The following is an 18,857-nucleotide window of genomic DNA, read 5'->3' as shown; positions in this document are numbered from 1 at the left end:
CTACTCACCTCACACAATCCAACCTTTTGGCATCAACGATTCAAAAATAATTTCTTCAATTGTTTCGTTTGTAGAACATCTTATAAAACCAATTCCACGATCAAAGCAAAATTGCTCTAGATCCTCAGTATGTTGGTTTACACGGTCCACATAATTTCTTTTAATTGAAGGTAACATTGAAACATTCATTTGTAGATTCATCTCACTATCTATTAATTTTAAATCACCTTGATAGTTTGGATTAGTTTCTTCTTCCGTTAATAATTGAATTACATATAATTCCTGTCTATTCGCCTGAATTTTTTTAAGAGCAGCCGTTATATCATCTAGTGGCTCTAAAAAGTCACTTATGATGATGCTCACACCTGATTTAGGAACGATGTTATTAGCAATACTTTGCGAAAATGTAGTTTGTTCTGATACACTATTTGTTAACTCACTTATATAAAAAGCAGCCTTGTTAGCATATGCTCTCCCTTTTTTATAAAAAAACGGAGAGTCCGTAGAACATACTGGAAAAATCCCAACTCTATCATCATGACTTAATGACATATATCCAAGTGTAGCTGCTAACCTTTTAGCCAAAAGCCATTTTTCGTCAATTAGATTCATTGATTTTGAACAATCTAAATATAAAGAAATAACTAATTCTTGTTCATCTAAAAATCTCTTAATATAATGCTTGTTTGTACGTGCATATATATTCCAATCAATTTGTCGCAAGTCATCACCTGGCTGATATTGACGATAATCCGAAAAGTCCAATGATTGCCCTTGTTTCATTGATCTTCTTGCTCCTTGTTGGAAGCCACGCTTTTGTCGTTTTGACTGAATTCGATACTTATTAAGACGAATTAATAAAGCACTGTCTAAAATTTTGGTCATTTTTTATTCACGCTTTGCTCAACAGTTGTAATTAATTCTTCAATGATGGTATCTGTACTAATGCCGGCAGCTTCACCTTCAAAATTTAAAAATAACCGATGCCGTAAAACAGCTTTCGCACACTTTTTAATATCTCCTTTTGAAAGATGAACTCTACTATTACTTAACGCATGCACTTTGCCGATTTGTATCATACTTTGTAACCCACGAGGCCCTGAGCCATAACGAACAAACTTTCTTATCATCTCTGGTGAAGATTCATTCGTAGGATGGCTTGCAACGATGATATTGGTTGCGAATTCTAACACATCGTCACTAACGAGTATCTCTTTAGCAAGATTTTGGATTTCAACTATATCATCACGGTTGATCACTTTTTGTAATGATGGTGTTGTCGTTGTTGTTGTCTTTTTGATAATTTCCTTCAGTTGTTCTTTCGTAGGGTAATCGACGTTAATTTTCAATAAAAATCGATCCATTTGAGCTTCTGGTAATGGATACGTACCTTCAGTATCCAACGGGTTTTGGGTCGCAAGAACAAAAAAGGGCTCTGCTAATTTTTTCGTATCACCCATAACAGTTACTGTTTTTTCAGCCATGGCCTCAAGCAGAGAGCTTTGAGTCTTAGGTGTTGCACGGTTAATTTCATCAGCTAAGACAATATTCGCAAAGACTGGACCTTCGTGAAAAACAAAGTTTTGCTTTCCTTGCTCGTTAGGCTCTAACATCATTGTCCCAGTAATGTCAGAAGGCATTAAATCTGGAGTGAACTGTATTCTTGAAAAATCCAAGTTCATCACCTCAGAAATTGTTCGAATAAGCATCGTTTTTCCAAGTCCGGGTAACCCCTCTAACAATGCGTGTCCACCCGCAAAAATCGTCCATAATACTTGGTCAACCACGTCCTCTTGCCCTACTATAAATTTAGAAATCTCTAGTTTAGATTTTGATATCTTATCTGCAACTGCTTGTAATTGTTGCTCTTTTTGTGCTAATTCTACCACGATTTTACTCCCCCCCTGGATCTATTTCTGTGAAATAATCCTTCACAACTTCTTCTAAATACGATGGTAAATCTGAGCGATCAATACTCTCTCTATATGCTTGTGCATATTCTCCATACACTTCCTCATACGGACGTAACGTACCATTTAAAATTGGGCCCTGACCCTCAGACTGTTCACTACTACCTTTACCTAATTCGCTAAAGTCATTCTCAATCGTATTAGTACTGTTCAAATACTCAGGTATTGTTAGTTCACGAGATCCTTGACCAAATCCAGCTCCAGATCCACCTGCACCTGAGCCTGTTCCACCTGAGCCTGAACCTGAACCTGAGCCTGAACCTGATCCCGAACCTGAGCCTGAGCCTGAACCTGAGCCTGAACCTGAGCCTGAACCTGAGCCTGAACCTGAGCCTGAGCCTGAACCTGATCCCGAGCCGTTCCCTTGATTATTACCTGATTGTGATTGGTTGCTACTGTTCGTTCCACTTTGGCTATTTGTTGCTGTCGTTGAAGCACTGTTATTTTGTTGTAAGGCCAGTTGTGAAGGTGTCCCTAAACCAGCATTAGCCATTTGCTGTTGTAGTGATGCTGACGTCTGTTGTAGGTGTTGTTGTAGCTCATCAAGCTCTTGCAGTGAGTTAGCTTCAGCAAATGCATCATTTAATTGCTGTTCAAGGTTTGCCAATAATTCATTTAGTTGTTCTGCCGAAAGCTGTTCCAAGTCTGGCTGTTGCCCACTAGTTTCTGCAAGCACAGATTCTATTGCTTCTCTATCATTTTTAGGTAACCCGTTAAGGTCCTTCTTTAACTTTTCAAGCGCTTCTTGTAATTTTTGTTGATTTTGCTCAGAAATAGCAGCAGACAATTGGTTCAAGCTAGATTGATTTATATTTTGTTGAATCTTTTGTAATAACTGCTGTTGCTTTAAGGCTTTTTCTTTCTTATTCGCTAGCTTTGCTTCCTGGGCCTGTAAATCAGCTAGCAATTCCTTACTATCTTTCGGAGTTGACAGTTGTTTTTTTAGATCATCAACGTCTTTTGCTAACTTTTTATCATCTGGCTTGTTGATTTTTTCAATCTCTTTTTTTGTTTCTTTAGTTATTTGCTTATCGATCTGTTCAAGCTTTGCACTCTCCATGACATCATTAGGAAACATGAGTGATAATGTAGTACATACCGCCAACATTACCGAAATAACAATCTTCTTGCCATGAAATAAAGACAGTTTCCTCGTTTCTACTTGTTGATGTTCCTTTTTCATATGTGATAAAGTATCACGTCGTTGCAATTGACTAATAATCGATTCATCATTTATATACGACAAGGCTGTTTGCACACGATCTTCACCGACATATTCATCATAAAGTTCTGCTGCAACTTGATCTTTAGGTCTGTTTTTAACAGTTAATATAACTGATGTTATGATAGCAACAACACTTATGGCCAAAGCGATCATTATAGGGTGAAGTATTATGATAAACCTCGATGCGATAGCTAGGAAAAAGAATATACTAGCTACCGCGACAAACATATAATGAAGGTTGGTACTCACATGTTCCTTGAGCAATTTCTTTTTAAGAACTTTGAGAAAAGAAAAGAACTTCTGTTTTTCTTCCACTTTATCACCCTCTCTTCGGTTTCATTTTTGGGCGAAGCTTCTTAATGCTGATTAGTAAACATATAACAGTAATGATTAAATAGGAAAATGTAAAACTAAAAAATAATGAAAAATCAATATTTGTCATATCAGCAAATTCATTCGCTGCGTTCGGTTCAAGTTCAGCAAGGATCACCGCAAATGGGTTAAACATTCCACATATATATGCAACAACATTTGTTGGTTGAGGATTGGCATTATATGAATATCCAGTCATTTGAAAAGAAAATAACATAATCGCTGCTGTACCAGCTGTAAGAAATAACATAACACCATACGTAACAATCATTGATACGATTGTTTTGCGAATAAGTGTAGAACATAAAATACCTATACTCCCTACAGTTACTATCGTTAGTAAATAAATGACAAATACTGATAGTAACGTGTTCGGTGACACCCCACCAAATAGGAACACGATACTATATAATGGCAGTGATGAAAATATGATTAAGAACAAGTATGCTAATGAAGAAACTAGCTTACTAACGATAATGCTTGTTGAAGATTGCTGTGTCGTTAACAGAATGTTTAATGTTTGTCTTTCACGTTCACCACTAATGGTACCTGCCGTTAACCCGGGGGTCATAAATAATATGAGCCCCAATTGTAGAACTGAGATGATCATAAACATTTCTTGACTTTCATTCGGTTTAACAATTCCGCCTGGAGAGTTTGAACTATCTAAATAAATATATCCTAGAGCAATCCCTCCTAAAACTAACAGATAGAATAAAATGCCAAGGAAGCTTTTAAATGAGCGGAAACGGAGTTTAATTTCCTTATTTAACACTGGATTGATTAATAGGCTTCTCATTGTCACTCTACCTCTCTCGTAATTTCTAGGAATATATCTTCCAGGTTCGAATCTTCTTCACTAAATGAAAGAATAAGAAGGTTCTCAGACAACGCTTTTTTTAATAAGTTCGTTTGTTCCTGATCATCCCCTGAAAAGGCAAATGATAACACATTTTCAAACCTTTCGTTCCTATGAAGATTTGTAACAAACTGTTGGTCTTCAAAAAACGTATAAGCTTTTGCCATATCATCAACTAATTTTACATTGATTACTTTATTTGCTTGTAATTGTTTTTGTATTTCAGCCACTGACCCTGTCGCTACAAGCTTCCCACTGTCAATTACTCCAATTTCATCACACATCTCAGCAAGCTCTGGTAAAATGTGAGAAGAAATAATAATCGTTTTACCCATGTTCTTTAGCTCTTTTAAAATCTCACGCATTTCAATTCTTGCACGGGGGTCTAACCCTGATGCAGGTTCATCCAAAATTAGCAATTTAGGATCATGAATTAAAGCTCGGGCGAGGCAAAGCCTTTGTTTCATCCCTCTTGATAGCACATCCACATACGAATCCTTTTTATGTGATAAATTGACCAGTTCTAATAGCTGTGGTATGAGCACGTTTCTTTCACGTTCTGGAATACCATAACTAACACCATAAAAATGTAAATATTCGATTGTTTTGAATTGATCATAGACCCCAAAAAAGTCTGGCATATACCCTATTGACTTTCTAACATTTTTTGGCTCCTTCGTCACGTCATAACCGTTTACATATGCTGTTCCAGACGTTGGTGCCATTAATGTTGCCAAAATCGAAAAAGTAGTTGATTTACCAGCACCGTTGTGGCCTACAAAGCCAAACACACTACCTTCTTTTACATTGAGGTTTAATGAATCAAGTGCGGTAAAGGAACCATATCTTTTCGTTAAGTTAATTGTTTCTATCATTTGATTTCCCCCTCAACTGAAATAGTAGGCACACGAATATCTTGATGGTCCGATACTTCTAATTTTATAGTAATTATGCCATTTTCATTAACAAACTCATTGACATTTTCTTTAAAGTTAAAGAGCTGTTTACCCGACAATTCAACCGATTCACCCGTAACGTTATTCAATAAGCTATATGATCCAGCTGCTTCACGATTTAAGCTAATTTTCAAATTGGAAAGTGATGAATCTTTTGCTGTTATGGATGAAGGAATTTGATAAGATATCAAATATTTACCTTTCTCCATATAAATCCAGTCTTCACCGTACTCCAAGCCATTGTCAACTACTCGACCATTTTGTCCCTCCTCAACTGAGACACTTGGTATAATAGTTCCTTCAGGTAGCAAAAATTCTCCTACACCTACAGTATTTATTTCTACATTTTGCATTAATAGGTTCAATGCATTATTAACTGTTTTTTTATCCTTTATTGATATATCAGTAATTGAATCGTTTGTAAAAGCGACTAGAAGAGGCTGATTATGTTTTCCTAAAGAGTATCTATCACTTATGGCTGTTGATAATAAACGATATTTTCTCCAATTTTCTAAATCATTCTTTTCTATTTGCCCACCCCAAACGTCCATTCCTGGAAAGGCAGACAATGCAGCAGAATGTGTTGGACCAGCTACTATGTTAGCCAAATTATTTGATTTTATATCCAGTGATATATCCGTTGTGGTACCTCGCTTAATATTTCCTAGATCATAAGCATGGCTACCAGCGACTAAATACACTTCCTGCAAATCCAAATCTAATTGGTTGTTTAATGACCCTACTAATTTCCCATTTTCTACTTGAAGCTTCACATCAATTTTGCCTATAGGCTCATTTGTGATATTTCCCGTCGCTGAGCGTAAAGACCAATATTCAACGTCATTATAAGTAAGTGCTGTCTTACCTTGACTACTTTCAACCATAGCAAAATTTTCAATTACATCAATTGAGTCAGAATAACGGTTTAATATTGGAATAGGTTGATACGATTCAGACTTTGAAGTAAGGGTATAATCACCACCATTGTTGGATAAGAATGTAACAACTCCTAATCCATTACCAACACCTTGTTCATCGATAGCTAATATACTTACCTCATTTGCTTTTACACTACCTAAACGATCCTTCGCTCCGACGAAAAATATTGACACAGTCACTAGAATAGAAATTGTTGGAATGATAATCCAAGCTTTTTCCCGTTGATCAACTTTTCGTAGAATAATATATAGAACAGGGATGATTACTAATAAGTAGATTGCAAAAGTAAGTATCAATAGATTTAACGGTATAACTGATGAATGGAATATTTCTGCAATTTCTGATAAATCATAATGGAAATAGTTTTTATCATAATTCTTTTCTACAAGCTTTGCAAAAACATCATCCCACCAATTTGCATATCCACTCCAATTACTTAAACTTTCTGCTCCTATGTTAAAAGTAAATTGAGTTATTTCACCACTACCAACATCTTTATTTAAAGTGATAGGTAACGAGTTATCAGAAAATACTACCTTCGTTTTATCTACTAAATCTCCAGTCATAATAGGAATATTCGTTAATGTCGGCAAATCATCTCCACTATATTGCTGTAAAAAAGCAAACTGATCAATAAATTGTTCATTCGTAACTTGAAGTGGTAATAAATTACCTACTTCCCCTAGCTGGGTGGCTATATTCGGTCCACTCCCAATAATTAAATGTCCCCCACTATTCACCCAATCTTTTATAGCCTGTTGCCTTTGTGTTGATAAAGACGTCACTTGATAATCATTAATAACGAGTACATCAAACACTTGTAAGCCTAGCGCTTCATTAGGTAGTTCATCTTGTTGTATATTCAGTACCTCTACAACTTCACCATTATACTTTGTAAGCTTTAAAAAATTCAGTGAGTCCGGAGAGTCAGATAACACACCTAAAACTAAACGACTTTCATTTAAATTGATCGGTGAAAGATTTTTATTACCAATTAACTCAATTTCTTTGTTATCTTCCCAGCTTCCCTCATAAAACTTAATTAATGATTCTTTATTTGAGGTTTGCATACGTACTAAATTTTCCTCAAGTCCTGAAACTGAAGTTTGAATTTTTTTTGTTTCACCTTTCGCAAGCTCTACATGGATAACAGTATTACCGACTTTACGGTTTGTTCCTGATACGATTACTAAATCTCCGCTTATGGTTTTATCATTTTCGTTTGATAACGTAATGGTTACAGGAAAGCCTCGTCCCCTTTGAATTTTCTTGTCAAAACCATAAGAAACATCTACCTTTAAATTGTTAGCGGCTAAAGCTGTTTCTGTAAATAAGATACTGCCTACTAGCAATAATAGTAATACTAATATATATCGCTTCATCTTCAATGCTTCCCTCTCCTTAACAAAATCTAAGTTCTCTTTTTGTATTTTCTGTATTACTACTCATAGTACAGTGATATTATATCTAATATCATTATCTTTGTGAAGTACATAGCTAAAGTTTTTTCAATCCTACAAAATATTAAACGACATCTATGCACAAAAAGTTACATAATAAATATAATAGCTACCACTGTTTTTCCATATTTTCGTGTTTAATGTTACTAGGTAATTCTTAAGTTTTTGATTACATAAAAATGAAGAATTTATGAAGATATATTTTAAATGATGGAGGTTTCATTCTGAGACAAATTCGGGATAATTTACATCATGCAATCATACGTATTATTAACCCCTTGTTATTACAGCAAATAACCCCATTCTATATTGCAAGACGGGGTTTGCTAAATTACCGTACCGATAAACTCTAGTAACTTTCATTTTATTTTTTTATGTGAAGCAATTCTTTTACACTTTTCGATATTAGTTTACAATCGGTAAAAATAAGCTAAACGTAGTCCCTTTATTCTTTACACTTTCCACTATAATTTTCCCTTTCATTTGTTCAATAATTTGATAACATACCATTAGACCAATACCTGTGCCCTTTTCTTTCAACGAATAAAAAGGTGTGCCTAAGCGATCAAGCTCATCCTGAGTCATCCCAATGCCAGAGTCGGTAATCTCAATCCGTACATATGAAGTATCTTTTACACACGTGACTGATAACTCTCCCTCTGCTTTCATTGCTTCGATGCCATTTTTCATAATATTTAGCAACACTTGTTTCAGCTCTCCTTTATTTCCTTTTACGTAAAGCCCTTCTTCTACATGTTCTATAATCGAGATATTATTTTTCATTAGAGCATATGAGTTCACAATATCAGTAACATTTTTAACAATGTCACTACAATTCACTTCTTCACATTCACCTACATCTGGTTTAGCAAGAGACAAATAGTCATTAATAATCGTTTCTGCCCTGTTTAACTCATTTATCATTAAATGGATAAACTCTCTTTCTTGACTCTTAATATTTTCATTGGCGAGGAAAATCTGAAGAAAACCTTTTACTACCGTCATCGGGTTTCTAATTTCATGAGCGACTGATGCAGCCATTTGACCAATTGCATTCATTTTTTCAGCTCTTTGTAGTTCCTTCTGGAGCTTCGTTTGATGAATAATTTCATCAATTTCTCCTATCGCTTTTTCAAACCCATGCAACTGTCGATTAGCATAATTTCTTTTCCCAAAATGCTCTGCTGTTACTTGAACACGTTCAAATATAGTTCGTAAATAACCAACCATGCTATTAAATTCATCTTTTAAATATCCTAATTCAGAAGTATCTACATATGATAGTTTCACATCAAAATTACCTCTACTAACTTGGTAAACCCCTTCAAACAGCTGTTTTAAAGGATCCATCATCTTTGAAAAACCCCACTGCTGAATCTTTAAGATGATACTAAATAAAATAACAAAACTGATAAATAAAGATATAAGTAAATTCCTCAAGTCCTCTCGAATCTCTGTAGCGTCTATATCTATAGCTAACACAGCAATTATATTCCCCTCATCGTCGACAATTGGTGTAAAAGCAGTGATCCATAACCCCATTTGATCTTTATATAAGCCTGTTGCAGCACTTTTATTTTCGACTATTGCTGAGGTAAATGCATTCGTATATTCCTTATTATTATGTATATGATGTTCGAGCTCTCGTTCACCCTGTATATTATGTTCTGAATCTACAATGACATGATAGCTATTGTTATTGTTACGATCAAAATCTAACAGATAAGCTCTTGAATACATGGAATAGTTTTCATGAATATGATTTAAGAGGTCAATAATGTGAGTTCTTGAAGGGGAATTTAACTCTTGGTTACTCTTAATTGTAGTAACATCCTCTAGTACCAATATTTCCTTCCATAAATTAGTTAAATTTATTGCACTTTCAGACAACAATTGTATCGTTGCGTTTTTCTGTATTTGGTAGCTGATTACCGCTGTTGCGATCCCTAAAAAAATGACAAAAACTGATGAAAAGATTAGTGTTTTTTTAAAAAAACTCAATCGATGGAATTTATGTATCATCAGGACATCCTTTACAAGTTATTGTATAGAGTTTTTTTCAACTTCTGCCTCATAAATTCCTCTTTTTCATACTATTATTTACAAAAAAACTACCTAATTAATATAATTACCAATACTTAAACCGAAAGACACTATAAAAAATAAAGATTGATATTACCAAAATAAGATGTAGATAAGATGTAGACAACTGGCAGTTGCACAATTAAGACATCAAGCATTCACGAAATATAAGAGAAACTAAATAAGTTTAATGAAAGGAATGACTTAGTGATGTCTGATTGTCCATGTAAAGGAAAAGGAAACAATGAATTATTTTGTCGTTGTGAAAATACATCTATCTCTTTTAGTGGTGATGGGGTGGGAATACCTGTACCTACACATTTGTAACTTTAACAACAGATACTATATTGGTCAGTGAGAAGAATTGGATTGCAAAGGTTGATTCAATGGTTGATATACTCGTTGATGTGGTTGAGGATATACCAAATCCTACCAACTTATTTTATATAGTAGAACGTATTACTGAAAGTACTACAAAAACTCTTTGTATATATAACGTCACTGATGATAGGGCTAATCAGCAATATACATTAACTCCTAATAATACAGTCTGTGATGAGCCAGGAACAGGATGCCATAAGTACAGATTAAATGTCATCCCAAGTAGTCCACTCCAACAAGGAGTAACGCTTGCTTTCAATTGCAGATGCATCAACGTAACTACATTTCAAAAAGGGTAAACAAACATAAGAAATGCCCTACTCTATTCAAAAGAGTGGGGCGTTTCCATGTCATCATGCCACAGTGTATTACATTTTATGTATTCTTGATTTGTTCGCCATCTAATATTGCTTTTACACCCGATGGAAAACATGCCTATGTGACTAACTCAGGTGTTGATGGTGGTGGTAACACTATTTCAGTCATTGATGTGAAAACCCATAGTGTCATTGCAACGATTCTCGTTGGAGACAACCCTTCTATTATTGCTTTCACATTCGACGGAAAATTTGCTTATGTGCTTGGAGGATAGTGGGCATTATGCCCAATATATACATAAAAAAAGAACTAACAACGTCTGATTAATAGCTCTAAAATGCATAAAAAAAGAGGGTATTTGCTCGAATAATGAACAGCATATCCTCTTATTAGTTTAATCTATTTAAAAATATTACCCAGTTATTTCAAAACTAAATAAAATTTCATGTAAACTTCTCTTAATTGTACTAACACATTTGTCTTTCCAATGTTTTGTTAGTCATTCACTCAATGAATAAAACGTAATATATTTCTCTGTTGAATTATCAATGTTTAAATTTTTTACATCAACGCATTTAATTTACTCAGCAAAATACATAATACTCATAGCACCTGCTCCAGTGTGGAGTGAAATAACAGGGGTTGTATCTACAATTTCAATTTCTTCATACCCGGAGGCATGACTAATAGCTTCTTTTAATTTTCCTGCTAGATCACGTGCATCTGCATGTGCTATACCTACTGCTTTTATGACTTTGCCCTCAACATCCTTAACAAATTGTTTAGTTAAATACTTCACTATTTGCGATTGACTCCTAACTTTACCTACCGGTGTAATACTTCCACCTTCAAGTGAAGATATCGGCTTTATGTTCAGTAAAGAGCCAATAAACGCTTTCCCTTTGCCAATTCTGCCACCCTTTACTAAATTTTCAAGTGTATCAACAGTAAGATATAAAAAACTATTGTTACGAATCTCTGCTAACCTATTCACAATATCATCTACACTTTTACCGTCTAAAGCCATCTTTGCAGCTTCTAACACTTGAAAACTTAAAGCTTTAGAAAGGAACCTCGAATCGACGACAGTCACATTGGCTTTTGATATTTCTGCAGCAGTTTCTGCAGATGCAACAGTACCACTCATACCACCTGTCATATGGATAGAAATCACATCATACCCTTCTTCATCTAATCTGTCATATAATTCAACAAATTGTCCTGTAGATGGCTGTGAGCTTTTCGGTAGATGGACAGCTTGTTTCATTTTATTTAGAAATTCACTAGGTGAAATGTCAATTCTGTCAAGAAAAGATTTCCCCTCTATTGTGATCATTAACGGTACCATTTCAATGCCATACTTTTGTAAAACCTCATCTGAAACATCAATTGTGGAATCAGTCACTATTTTTATTTTTCTCATCAACTTCACTTCCCAACATTTTTACGTCTGTTTCATTATACTTGTAAATATGGTCGATTGATAGGATTTTTAAAAAAATTGTCGAATTAGGGCGTGACTTAAACTAAGGCTCTTTTCGTAAAACTTTATTTTCACTTATATTAGAGTATCAGATATGTTTAATATGACTTTCATAGTCTATAGAGAAGAAAAGACACCGTGAACGATAGTTATATTCGTGTTAGCTTATATTTCGAAAAGCAACAATTAATGTGCACACGTCCTTAACAAATTATTTCTGATAGGTAGTAACTTATATAAAACTGATTCACTCTTGCTCAGTTAAACCATTTGTTAATGATGTTCCTTCATAAAACCGTAATAAATCCCCGTAGACAATGTTATCAGAGTACTCTAGCTCCTGCCTTGCTTTTTCTTCATAAGGCTCACACTTAGAGCTGTCCGTCTCTTCCCCTGTCTCTTTATCATAGCATGTAGATTTTGTATATACATAATCTTCAGTGATAAAGCTTCCATCTCTAAGCACAATAAAATCTAGTTTATCTTCTGAGAAAATATCAGATCCGAAGTGCACATCATCCTTCGTATCAACACCTAATAAATGTAGAAGTGTCGGCTTCACATCTAGTTGACCTGATACTTTAGAAATGACTTCTGGATTGTTGTCAGTCACACCTGGTATATGAATAATGAATGGAACCTTTTGTAATTGTACGACATCAAAAGGTGTGATATCTTCCTGTAAAAATTCTCCCATCGCTTTATTATGATTTTCTGAAATACCATAGTGGTCACCATAAAACACGAGAATTGAATTATCATATAAACCTTCTTGTTTTAATTGGTCTACAAAGCCTTTCAATGCTTCATCCATATATCTTACCGTTGGGAAATAACGATTAAGAGTGCGACTGTTTGACGTAAATTCATCTACCATTTTATCTTCTTCATCTAGCTCAAATGGGAAATGATTTGTTAACGTAATAAATTTTGTATAAAACGGTTGAGGTAATGATTTTAGCTTCTCAACAGATTGATCAAAAAACTCAATATCTTTTAATCCCCAACCAATTGAATTATCTTCGTTCACATCGTAATCTACCAATGAAAAGTAACGGTCATATCCAAGATTAGGATACATGACATCACGATTCCAAAAGCTCTTATTATTTGCATGAAACACTGCAGAATAATAATCTTTTTCTTTTAAGATTTCTGGGGTAGCACGGTACTCATTTTCCGCATTTGTGAAAAACACAGCACCTCTACCTAAAGGGTATAACGAGTTTTCAACTACAAATTCAGAATCAGATGTTTTTCCTTGACCTGTTTGATGATAAAAATTATTAAAATAATAACTTTCTCCAATGATGTCATTCAAAAACGGTGTAATTTCTTCCCCATTAATCGTTTCATCAATCACAAAGCTTTGCAAAGATTCCATTGAAACCATAATGACATTACGATTCTTTGCAATACCGAAAAGGTCTTCATCCGGCATTGTGTAATTCGCATTTAGAAAATTCTCTATTTCAACAAATTCACTACTATCCGCAAGTGCTCTTTGGGCTGATGTTTTAGACGTTAACACAAGATCATATAAGTGGTAATTGTATGACCCTATATTTTTCACAAGCATTTCACGATCAAATGTACGAGTTAACAACTGCGGACGTTCTGACTCTGCAAGTCCTAAGTTAAAAAATACCACTACCGTGACAACTAAAAAATAGCCTCTACGTTCTCTGTTTGTAAAAGTTGTTCGTGATGAAAGTTTATGACGATTTCGCATCATGAAATACAATACAACAATATCAACAAACATCAATATATCTGTAAAATGTAGTAGCTCAAAAATACTATTATCTAAATCTGCTAAATTATTAGTTTGAAAAAGTAAAGGTATTGTAATAAAATCGGTAAACTCTCGATAATACAACACATTTGCAAATAAAATAAAAGAAACTAAGAGACTCGTTATGATCAGGTACCTATTACGATGTTTTTCTTTAATAAACATAGCAATCCCAAACAGAACGAGTAAAAAGCTTAATGGGTTAATAAAAAGAATAAATTCTTGTAACCAGGATTCAATTTTTATATCAAAACTAGTTTTATAGACAATATACGTTTTAATCCATAATAATAGTGTTGCTAGAAGTATTAAAGACATCTTAGACAATGATGATGTATTCATGTTTTACTCCTCCATAGTTTATAGCATTATTTGTTCAAAGGAATCATTAAGTACAATAATTCTTCTGATTCATACTATACAACCCAAATCTTAACTTTTTGATTAGATAAATATGAAGGATTTCTTAAGAAATAATAATCGTTCCTAACAACACGAAGAAAACATGAACTTTATAAATTAACTATTATTGTTACAAATTTATCATCTGCACTTGATTTTTTTATCAATTGCAGTAAACATCATTGAATTAGGTCCTTCAAATAAACTTTGTAAATGTTTTTACGAAATTACGACTGTAAAAAGAAGTCTTATATGATTAGCATCATAATATAGAAGAATAGATACCGCGAAGTATTAGTATTAAAATAATCATTAATGTGAAAACAGTCATGAATTAAAAGAGGCAACCAAAAAGGTGAAGCTTACATCCATTTATAGCCGATTCCCCAGACTGTTTGTAAATGATCATTGATTGGAAAGCCAGCTTTTTTGCATTTTTCTCTAATGTTTCTAATGTGTGAATCAACTGTCCTATCTTCAGTCTCAGAATCAAATTCCCATACTTGCTCTAAAAGGCTTTCTCGTGTTAATACTGCATTTTTGTTAACTAACAATATCCCAACCAGATCAAACTCTTTCGGTGTAAGCACAATACTCTCATTACCGTATGTCAACTGATGATTACTTTTGTCCCATGTAAGGCCATCAACTTCAATCTTGCTATTAGGACTGGTTCTACGCAAAATGGCTTCGATCCTTGCTAGCAAAACCGTTTCCTCGAATGGCTTTGTTATATAGTCATCTGCTCCAATTCTTAACCCTTTTACAATATCAGAGCTTTGCTCCTTTGCTGTGAGCATAATAATAGGCACATCAGAAAAGCTTCGAATCTCTTCAGCAGTTTCCCACCCATTCATTTCTGGCATCATAATATCTAAGATAACTAAATCTACTTTTTGCTGCACCAAATAGTTGATCGCATCTTCGCCTGAGCGAACGGTTTTACAGCTATAACCAGTTGGCTCCAAGTATAACTTAAGTAGCTGTAACATTCTCGGTTCATCATCTACTAGTAAAATGACAGGCATTAGTCAAAACATCCTCCTTATAACACAATCTTAAATATAGTCCCCTCACCTATCTTGCTCTGTACGTCTATTTCTCCACCGTGACTATTGACAATACCTTTGACTATCGACAATCCTAAACCTGTACCACCAGTTGATCTAGATCTAGATTTCTCTACTCGATACAGCCGATCCCAAATGAAAGGCAGTTCATTCGCTGGTATACCTTCACCTTCATCCTTTACTATAATAGTAAGTTTGCCGTCTTGTTTTTTAGCATTAATTTCTACAGTAGAGTGAGATGCCGAATGCTTTAAAGCATTATCTAATAAATTGCTTATCACTTGATCAAATCTGTTTGGATCAATGCTATTAGTAATTTTTTCTGGGCAAACAAGTTTTAAATGAATTTCTTTTTCACTGTATGCCGGCCTAAACTTCTCTACGATAGACAATAAAAATTGATGAATGTGAACAGCTTGTTGTTGAATCTTAAATACATTTTCATCAATTTGTGCTAAGTCGAATAAATCTTTTACTAAGCTAACCACATGCGTGGCTTCCTCCTCAATAATTTTCAAATAATCATTTCGCTCTTTTGAAGTGAGATTAGTTCGCTGTAAAATATCAGCATAGCCTTTAAGATAGGCTAACGGAGTCCTTAGTTCATGTGAAATACTTGATAGAAATTCATTTCGTTCTTTTTTTAAACGCTCTAGCCTATTAGACAGAACATGTATTGCTTTAGCTAATTCACCTAGTTCATCATCTCGATTCGTTTTTAAAAATACGTTATTTTGTCCAGTACTAATCTTTTCAGTCACTTCCTTCATATCTATTAGTGGTTTCGTTATAAAACGTGACAGAAAAAAGATTGTAGCAATGGATAATAACAAAGACAACATACCAATAAAGAGAAATTGATAAGTTAAACCGTTAATCATACTCCTTATAGGCTGTGTAGGTGAAAACATAAATACATACCCTTGACGTTGTCCGTCAAATACTACTGGATGAATCGTTGCTAGATACTCTTCTGTTTTCCACTTTTCTTCTAGCAACTCACCATCGTCAGGTACTATTTGCTCTTTACTTTTTTTTATCAACTCTTCTAGTTTAGGGTTAATTGTGTCAGACTGCTCTAAGATTTGAAACTGAGCATTTGTGATGACTACTGCACTAACAGCCTCCGACTCCATTAATGCAACATGTTTTATCGTTAACTCATCCATATTTTTTTCTAACACATCTCTATGACTTATACCTCTGCGAAATAAATCATCTGTCTCACTCTGAATTCGCTCATTCACTATACCGAAATATAGTAAGAAAAAAATCATAGACTCTATAAGTAATATAAAAATAAAAAAAAGAGCTCCTAATTTTATAGCTAATTTATTGATGAAACCAGCTCCTTTACAGGAAAATAGAAACAGACTGTTATTTTTGAGTTCATTCGCAACATAGAATACCCTTATACGATTTCGTTGTAAAATGTTCAGCATCGTCACAAAATTTACATAGAACTTATAACAGTCTGTTTTATTTTGGCTCTTGTCAAAACTTTGTTGCTATTGTTACCAAACTAGAACCACAATAATCAAATATATACAGTTGTCATCGTGTTACAGAAGAAAAGATGCCAAGCTGTTTATGCCCACGTATGTAAAGTTACAATTCATCCGATTAATTAGCTATTGAATCTTCCCTTCATTTACTAACATCTCCCAATTCTCTGCCCCATCGTTGGAATAAAATACATTCCCGTTGTAGGTTATAAAGGCTAACTCGTTGTCATTTTGAGGGTTGGTAGTAAAATACATGACTGCATCCTCATCCATGGAAGGCAACGTAATAATTTCTTCCGTATCATTATCGTAAGATTTCTTAATAAGATGAGGCTCACCATTATATCCACCATACCATAACGCTTTCTTCGACATGTAGATGGATGTACCTTGCATATTATCTGAAATTAATTCAAATGACTGACCTTTATTCGTTGAGAGGTAGATTCCTTCTTTAGCTGCTATAGCCACTTTATTTGAATCGGTTGGATGGACAGCAATATTTATAATATCTTTACTTAAACCTTCTGCGTCTATCTTCTCCCAGTTTTCCGTTAGGTCATCGCTTACATATAACTCACCAGCTTCTTCTAATAAATCGTTTGCTTTTGGGTTAGCAACAAAAATTGTTTGACTTTCGTATCCTACACCCATCACATGAAAATCAACAACTCCTTCTAAAGCTAATGTTTCTAATGTTTGACCATTATCTAAGCTACGCTTAATACCAAAAGGATTAACAAGATTTGAATTTCCAGCTGGATGTCCACTAGCGAAAAAACCTCCATCTACTGCGTTAAAGCCCATATAATCATGATTTTCAGCTACTGTTTTATACCATTGGCCATCTTCATACACTTTCAACCCATCATGTGCTGCAAAATAGATCGCATTTTGATTCCCAGCATATCCTAAACCGTGAACATGCTCTAATGTTCCGTTAAACGGCTCGAAAAAATTGTTATCTGTTATTTTGTTTTTTGATGTTTCAGCTTTGTCAGTTTGCTGATCTTTCTCGTTCTCTTCAGTCGAATCATTATCTGTTGCAATTTCAGTATTATTTTGTGCTGAGTCATTAGGTAGTGCTTCATTCTCATTCTGTCCACACCCAAATAATAATGAAGTAACTGTTAACAGTGCTATTGTTTGTAGTTTCCTTTTCATATACATTGTCACTCCTATAAATACAATATTTTCTCTTGGTCCCTATCGGAAACTTCGCAGCCATCGTTACAAAAATTAACAAGGTAAATGTTATGTTGCACAATTGATGAAGGTATGTCACCATGTTATAAATGGTCTTTTCGTGAACTTTGTCTTTTTTCACTTACGTTATAGTAACTGATGTGTTTTATATGACATTCAAAGTCTTTTGAATAAAAACACCCCAACGTGTTTAGCTCTCTTATTACGGAAAGCAACAATTAATGCAAAAAAACAGCCTTTATAATTAAACAACCAATAGTACGCGAAAAGCCTTTTCTTATTATAAATAGAAAATAAGGAGATTTTGTGCAGATGTTGAGTAATATAAGTAAAGAAGGAGGATAAAATGCTCATATAATGAACATGATACCCTCCTTTCATAATTGTATATATTAATACAAAAACATGCTTTCATCAAATATTACAAAAGATAAATCTCTTTATTCTACGTCGTATCCTTGATCTTCAACTGCTTCTTTCAATGCTGCTACTTTCACTTGAGCATCATCATATTCAACGTCAACTTTACCGTCTTGAAGAAATACCGTCACATTATCTACACCTTTAACTTCTGATAATGCTCCCTTTACTGCCTTTTCACAATGACCACATGTCATACCAGATACTTGTAATGTTGTTTTAACCATATATATCCACTCCTAGTATAATATTTTAGTGATGTTCAAAAAGTCTCGTTTTGAACATCATTATATTTTTACTCTCTTCAAACGAAGTGAGTTTGTCACAACTGATACTGAGCTAAATGCCATTGCTGCTCCAGCTACCCAAGGTGCTAATAAGCCGATGGCTGCAATTGGAATACCTGCTGAATTG

15 protein-coding genes are annotated in these 18,857 nt (G+C 34.3%); 2 read left to right on the top strand and 13 right to left on the bottom strand.

The window, feature by feature from the left end:
• Window positions 1–9: 9 nt before the first annotated feature.
• The 7 genes from SLH52_RS13650 to SLH52_RS13620 form a co-directional block, all read right to left on the bottom strand.
• The gene (locus SLH52_RS13650) at window positions 10–885 is read right to left on the bottom strand and encodes a DUF58 domain-containing protein (RefSeq protein WP_320209834.1); all 876 of its coding nucleotides are present in this window, start codon (window positions 883–885) and stop codon (window positions 10–12) included.
• Window positions 882–1,889, bottom strand: coding sequence for an AAA family ATPase (locus SLH52_RS13645; protein WP_320209833.1), 1,008 nt, complete (start codon window positions 1,887–1,889; stop codon window positions 882–884). The genes SLH52_RS13650 and SLH52_RS13645 overlap by 4 nt, the downstream gene beginning before the upstream one ends.
• Before the next feature lie 4 nt (window positions 1,890–1,893).
• Window positions 1,894–3,510, bottom strand: coding sequence for a hypothetical protein (locus SLH52_RS13640; protein ID WP_320209832.1), 1,617 nt, complete (start codon window positions 3,508–3,510; stop codon window positions 1,894–1,896).
• Window positions 3,511–3,514: 4 nt separating this feature from the next.
• A complete protein-coding gene (locus tag SLH52_RS13635) occupies window positions 3,515–4,366 on the bottom strand; it encodes an ABC transporter permease (RefSeq protein WP_320209831.1) in 852 nt (283 codons plus the stop codon).
• A gap of 2 nt (window positions 4,367–4,368) precedes the next feature.
• Window positions 4,369–5,301: an ABC transporter ATP-binding protein gene (locus SLH52_RS13630; RefSeq protein WP_320209830.1), complete on the bottom strand. Its 933-nt coding sequence runs from the start codon at window positions 5,299–5,301 to the stop codon at window positions 4,369–4,371.
• A complete protein-coding gene (locus SLH52_RS13625) occupies window positions 5,298–7,709 on the bottom strand; it encodes a hypothetical protein (RefSeq protein ID WP_320209829.1) in 2,412 nt (803 codons plus the stop codon). Before SLH52_RS13625 ends, SLH52_RS13630 begins: the two co-directional genes overlap by 4 nt.
• 477 nt (window positions 7,710–8,186) lie before the next feature.
• Window positions 8,187–9,803: an ATP-binding protein gene (locus SLH52_RS13620; RefSeq protein WP_320209828.1), complete on the bottom strand. Its 1,617-nt coding sequence runs from the start codon at window positions 9,801–9,803 to the stop codon at window positions 8,187–8,189.
• Between the two features lie 407 nt (window positions 9,804–10,210).
• On the opposite strand from SLH52_RS13620, the gene SLH52_RS13615 reads away from it, so the two are divergent.
• Window positions 10,211–10,543 carry a hypothetical protein gene (locus tag SLH52_RS13615; RefSeq protein WP_320209827.1) on the top strand — a complete coding sequence of 111 codons (333 nt, stop codon included), beginning with the start codon at window positions 10,211–10,213 and terminating at the stop codon, window positions 10,541–10,543.
• A 56-nt stretch (window positions 10,544–10,599) separates the two neighbouring features.
• A complete protein-coding gene (locus tag SLH52_RS13610) occupies window positions 10,600–10,836 on the top strand; it encodes a hypothetical protein (protein ID WP_320209826.1) in 237 nt (78 codons plus the stop codon).
• A 306-nt stretch (window positions 10,837–11,142) separates the two neighbouring features.
• Here the strand turns inward: SLH52_RS13610 and SLH52_RS13605 are convergent, their stop codons facing one another.
• The 6 genes from SLH52_RS13605 to copZ all read right to left on the bottom strand — a co-directional run bounded on the left by SLH52_RS13605 (window position 11,143) and on the right by copZ (window position 18,670).
• On the bottom strand, window positions 11,143–11,985 hold the full coding sequence (locus SLH52_RS13605; protein WP_320209825.1) for a DegV family protein: 843 nt from the start codon (window positions 11,983–11,985) through the stop codon (window positions 11,143–11,145).
• 307 nt (window positions 11,986–12,292) lie between these two features.
• Window positions 12,293–14,182 (bottom strand): LTA synthase family protein, encoded by a 1,890-nt coding sequence (locus SLH52_RS13600; protein WP_320209824.1) that lies wholly within the window; start codon window positions 14,180–14,182, stop codon window positions 12,293–12,295.
• 422 nt (window positions 14,183–14,604) lie between these two features.
• Complete coding sequence (locus SLH52_RS13595; RefSeq protein ID WP_320209823.1) at window positions 14,605–15,270, bottom strand: response regulator transcription factor; 666 nt, start codon at window positions 15,268–15,270, stop codon at window positions 14,605–14,607.
• 17 nt (window positions 15,271–15,287) lie between these two features.
• Window positions 15,288–16,589, bottom strand: coding sequence for a HAMP domain-containing sensor histidine kinase (locus SLH52_RS13590; protein ID WP_320209822.1), 1,302 nt, complete (start codon window positions 16,587–16,589; stop codon window positions 15,288–15,290).
• Window positions 16,590–16,943: 354 nt separating this feature from the next.
• A complete protein-coding gene (locus SLH52_RS13585) occupies window positions 16,944–17,981 on the bottom strand; it encodes a F510_1955 family glycosylhydrolase (RefSeq protein ID WP_320209821.1) in 1,038 nt (345 codons plus the stop codon).
• A 482-nt stretch (window positions 17,982–18,463) separates the two neighbouring features.
• Window positions 18,464–18,670 carry a copper chaperone CopZ gene (gene copZ, locus SLH52_RS13580; protein ID WP_214484237.1) on the bottom strand — a complete coding sequence of 69 codons (207 nt, stop codon included), beginning with the start codon at window positions 18,668–18,670 and terminating at the stop codon, window positions 18,464–18,466.
• Between the last annotated feature and the right edge of the window lie 187 nt (window positions 18,671–18,857).

This window comes from Cytobacillus sp. IB215665 (assembly GCF_033963835.1).
GTDB lineage: Bacteria > Bacillota > Bacilli > Bacillales > SM2101 > Nanhaiella.
Note: the sequence above shows the minus strand (reverse complement) of the source record. Positions and strands in the feature narration are given on the sequence as shown.

Excerpts from the sequence above, each read along its gene's own strand:
- SLH52_RS13590 (WP_320209822.1), bottom strand. The coding sequence starts at position 16,589 with ATGATTTTTTTCTTACTATATTTCGGTATAGTGAATGAGCGAATTCAG.
- SLH52_RS13630 (WP_320209830.1), bottom strand. The coding sequence starts at position 5,301 with ATGATAGAAACAATTAACTTAACGAAAAGATATGGTTCCTTTACCGCA.
- SLH52_RS13595 (WP_320209823.1), bottom strand. The coding sequence starts at position 15,270 with ATGCCTGTCATTTTACTAGTAGATGATGAACCGAGAATGTTACAGCTA.
- SLH52_RS13650 (WP_320209834.1), bottom strand. The coding sequence starts at position 885 with ATGACCAAAATTTTAGACAGTGCTTTATTAATTCGTCTTAATAAGTAT.
- SLH52_RS13600 (WP_320209824.1), bottom strand. The coding sequence starts at position 14,182 with ATGAATACATCATCATTGTCTAAGATGTCTTTAATACTTCTAGCAACA.
- SLH52_RS13635 (WP_320209831.1), bottom strand. The coding sequence starts at position 4,366 with ATGAGAAGCCTATTAATCAATCCAGTGTTAAATAAGGAAATTAAACTC.
- SLH52_RS13605 (WP_320209825.1), bottom strand. The coding sequence starts at position 11,985 with ATGAGAAAAATAAAAATAGTGACTGATTCCACAATTGATGTTTCAGAT.
- SLH52_RS13610 (WP_320209826.1), top strand. The coding sequence starts at position 10,600 with ATGCCACAGTGTATTACATTTTATGTATTCTTGATTTGTTCGCCATCT.
- SLH52_RS13585 (WP_320209821.1), bottom strand. The coding sequence starts at position 17,981 with ATGAAAAGGAAACTACAAACAATAGCACTGTTAACAGTTACTTCATTA.
- copZ (WP_214484237.1), bottom strand. The coding sequence starts at position 18,670 with ATGGTTAAAACAACATTACAAGTATCTGGTATGACATGTGGTCATTGT.
- SLH52_RS13620 (WP_320209828.1), bottom strand. The coding sequence starts at position 9,803 with ATGATACATAAATTCCATCGATTGAGTTTTTTTAAAAAAACACTAATC.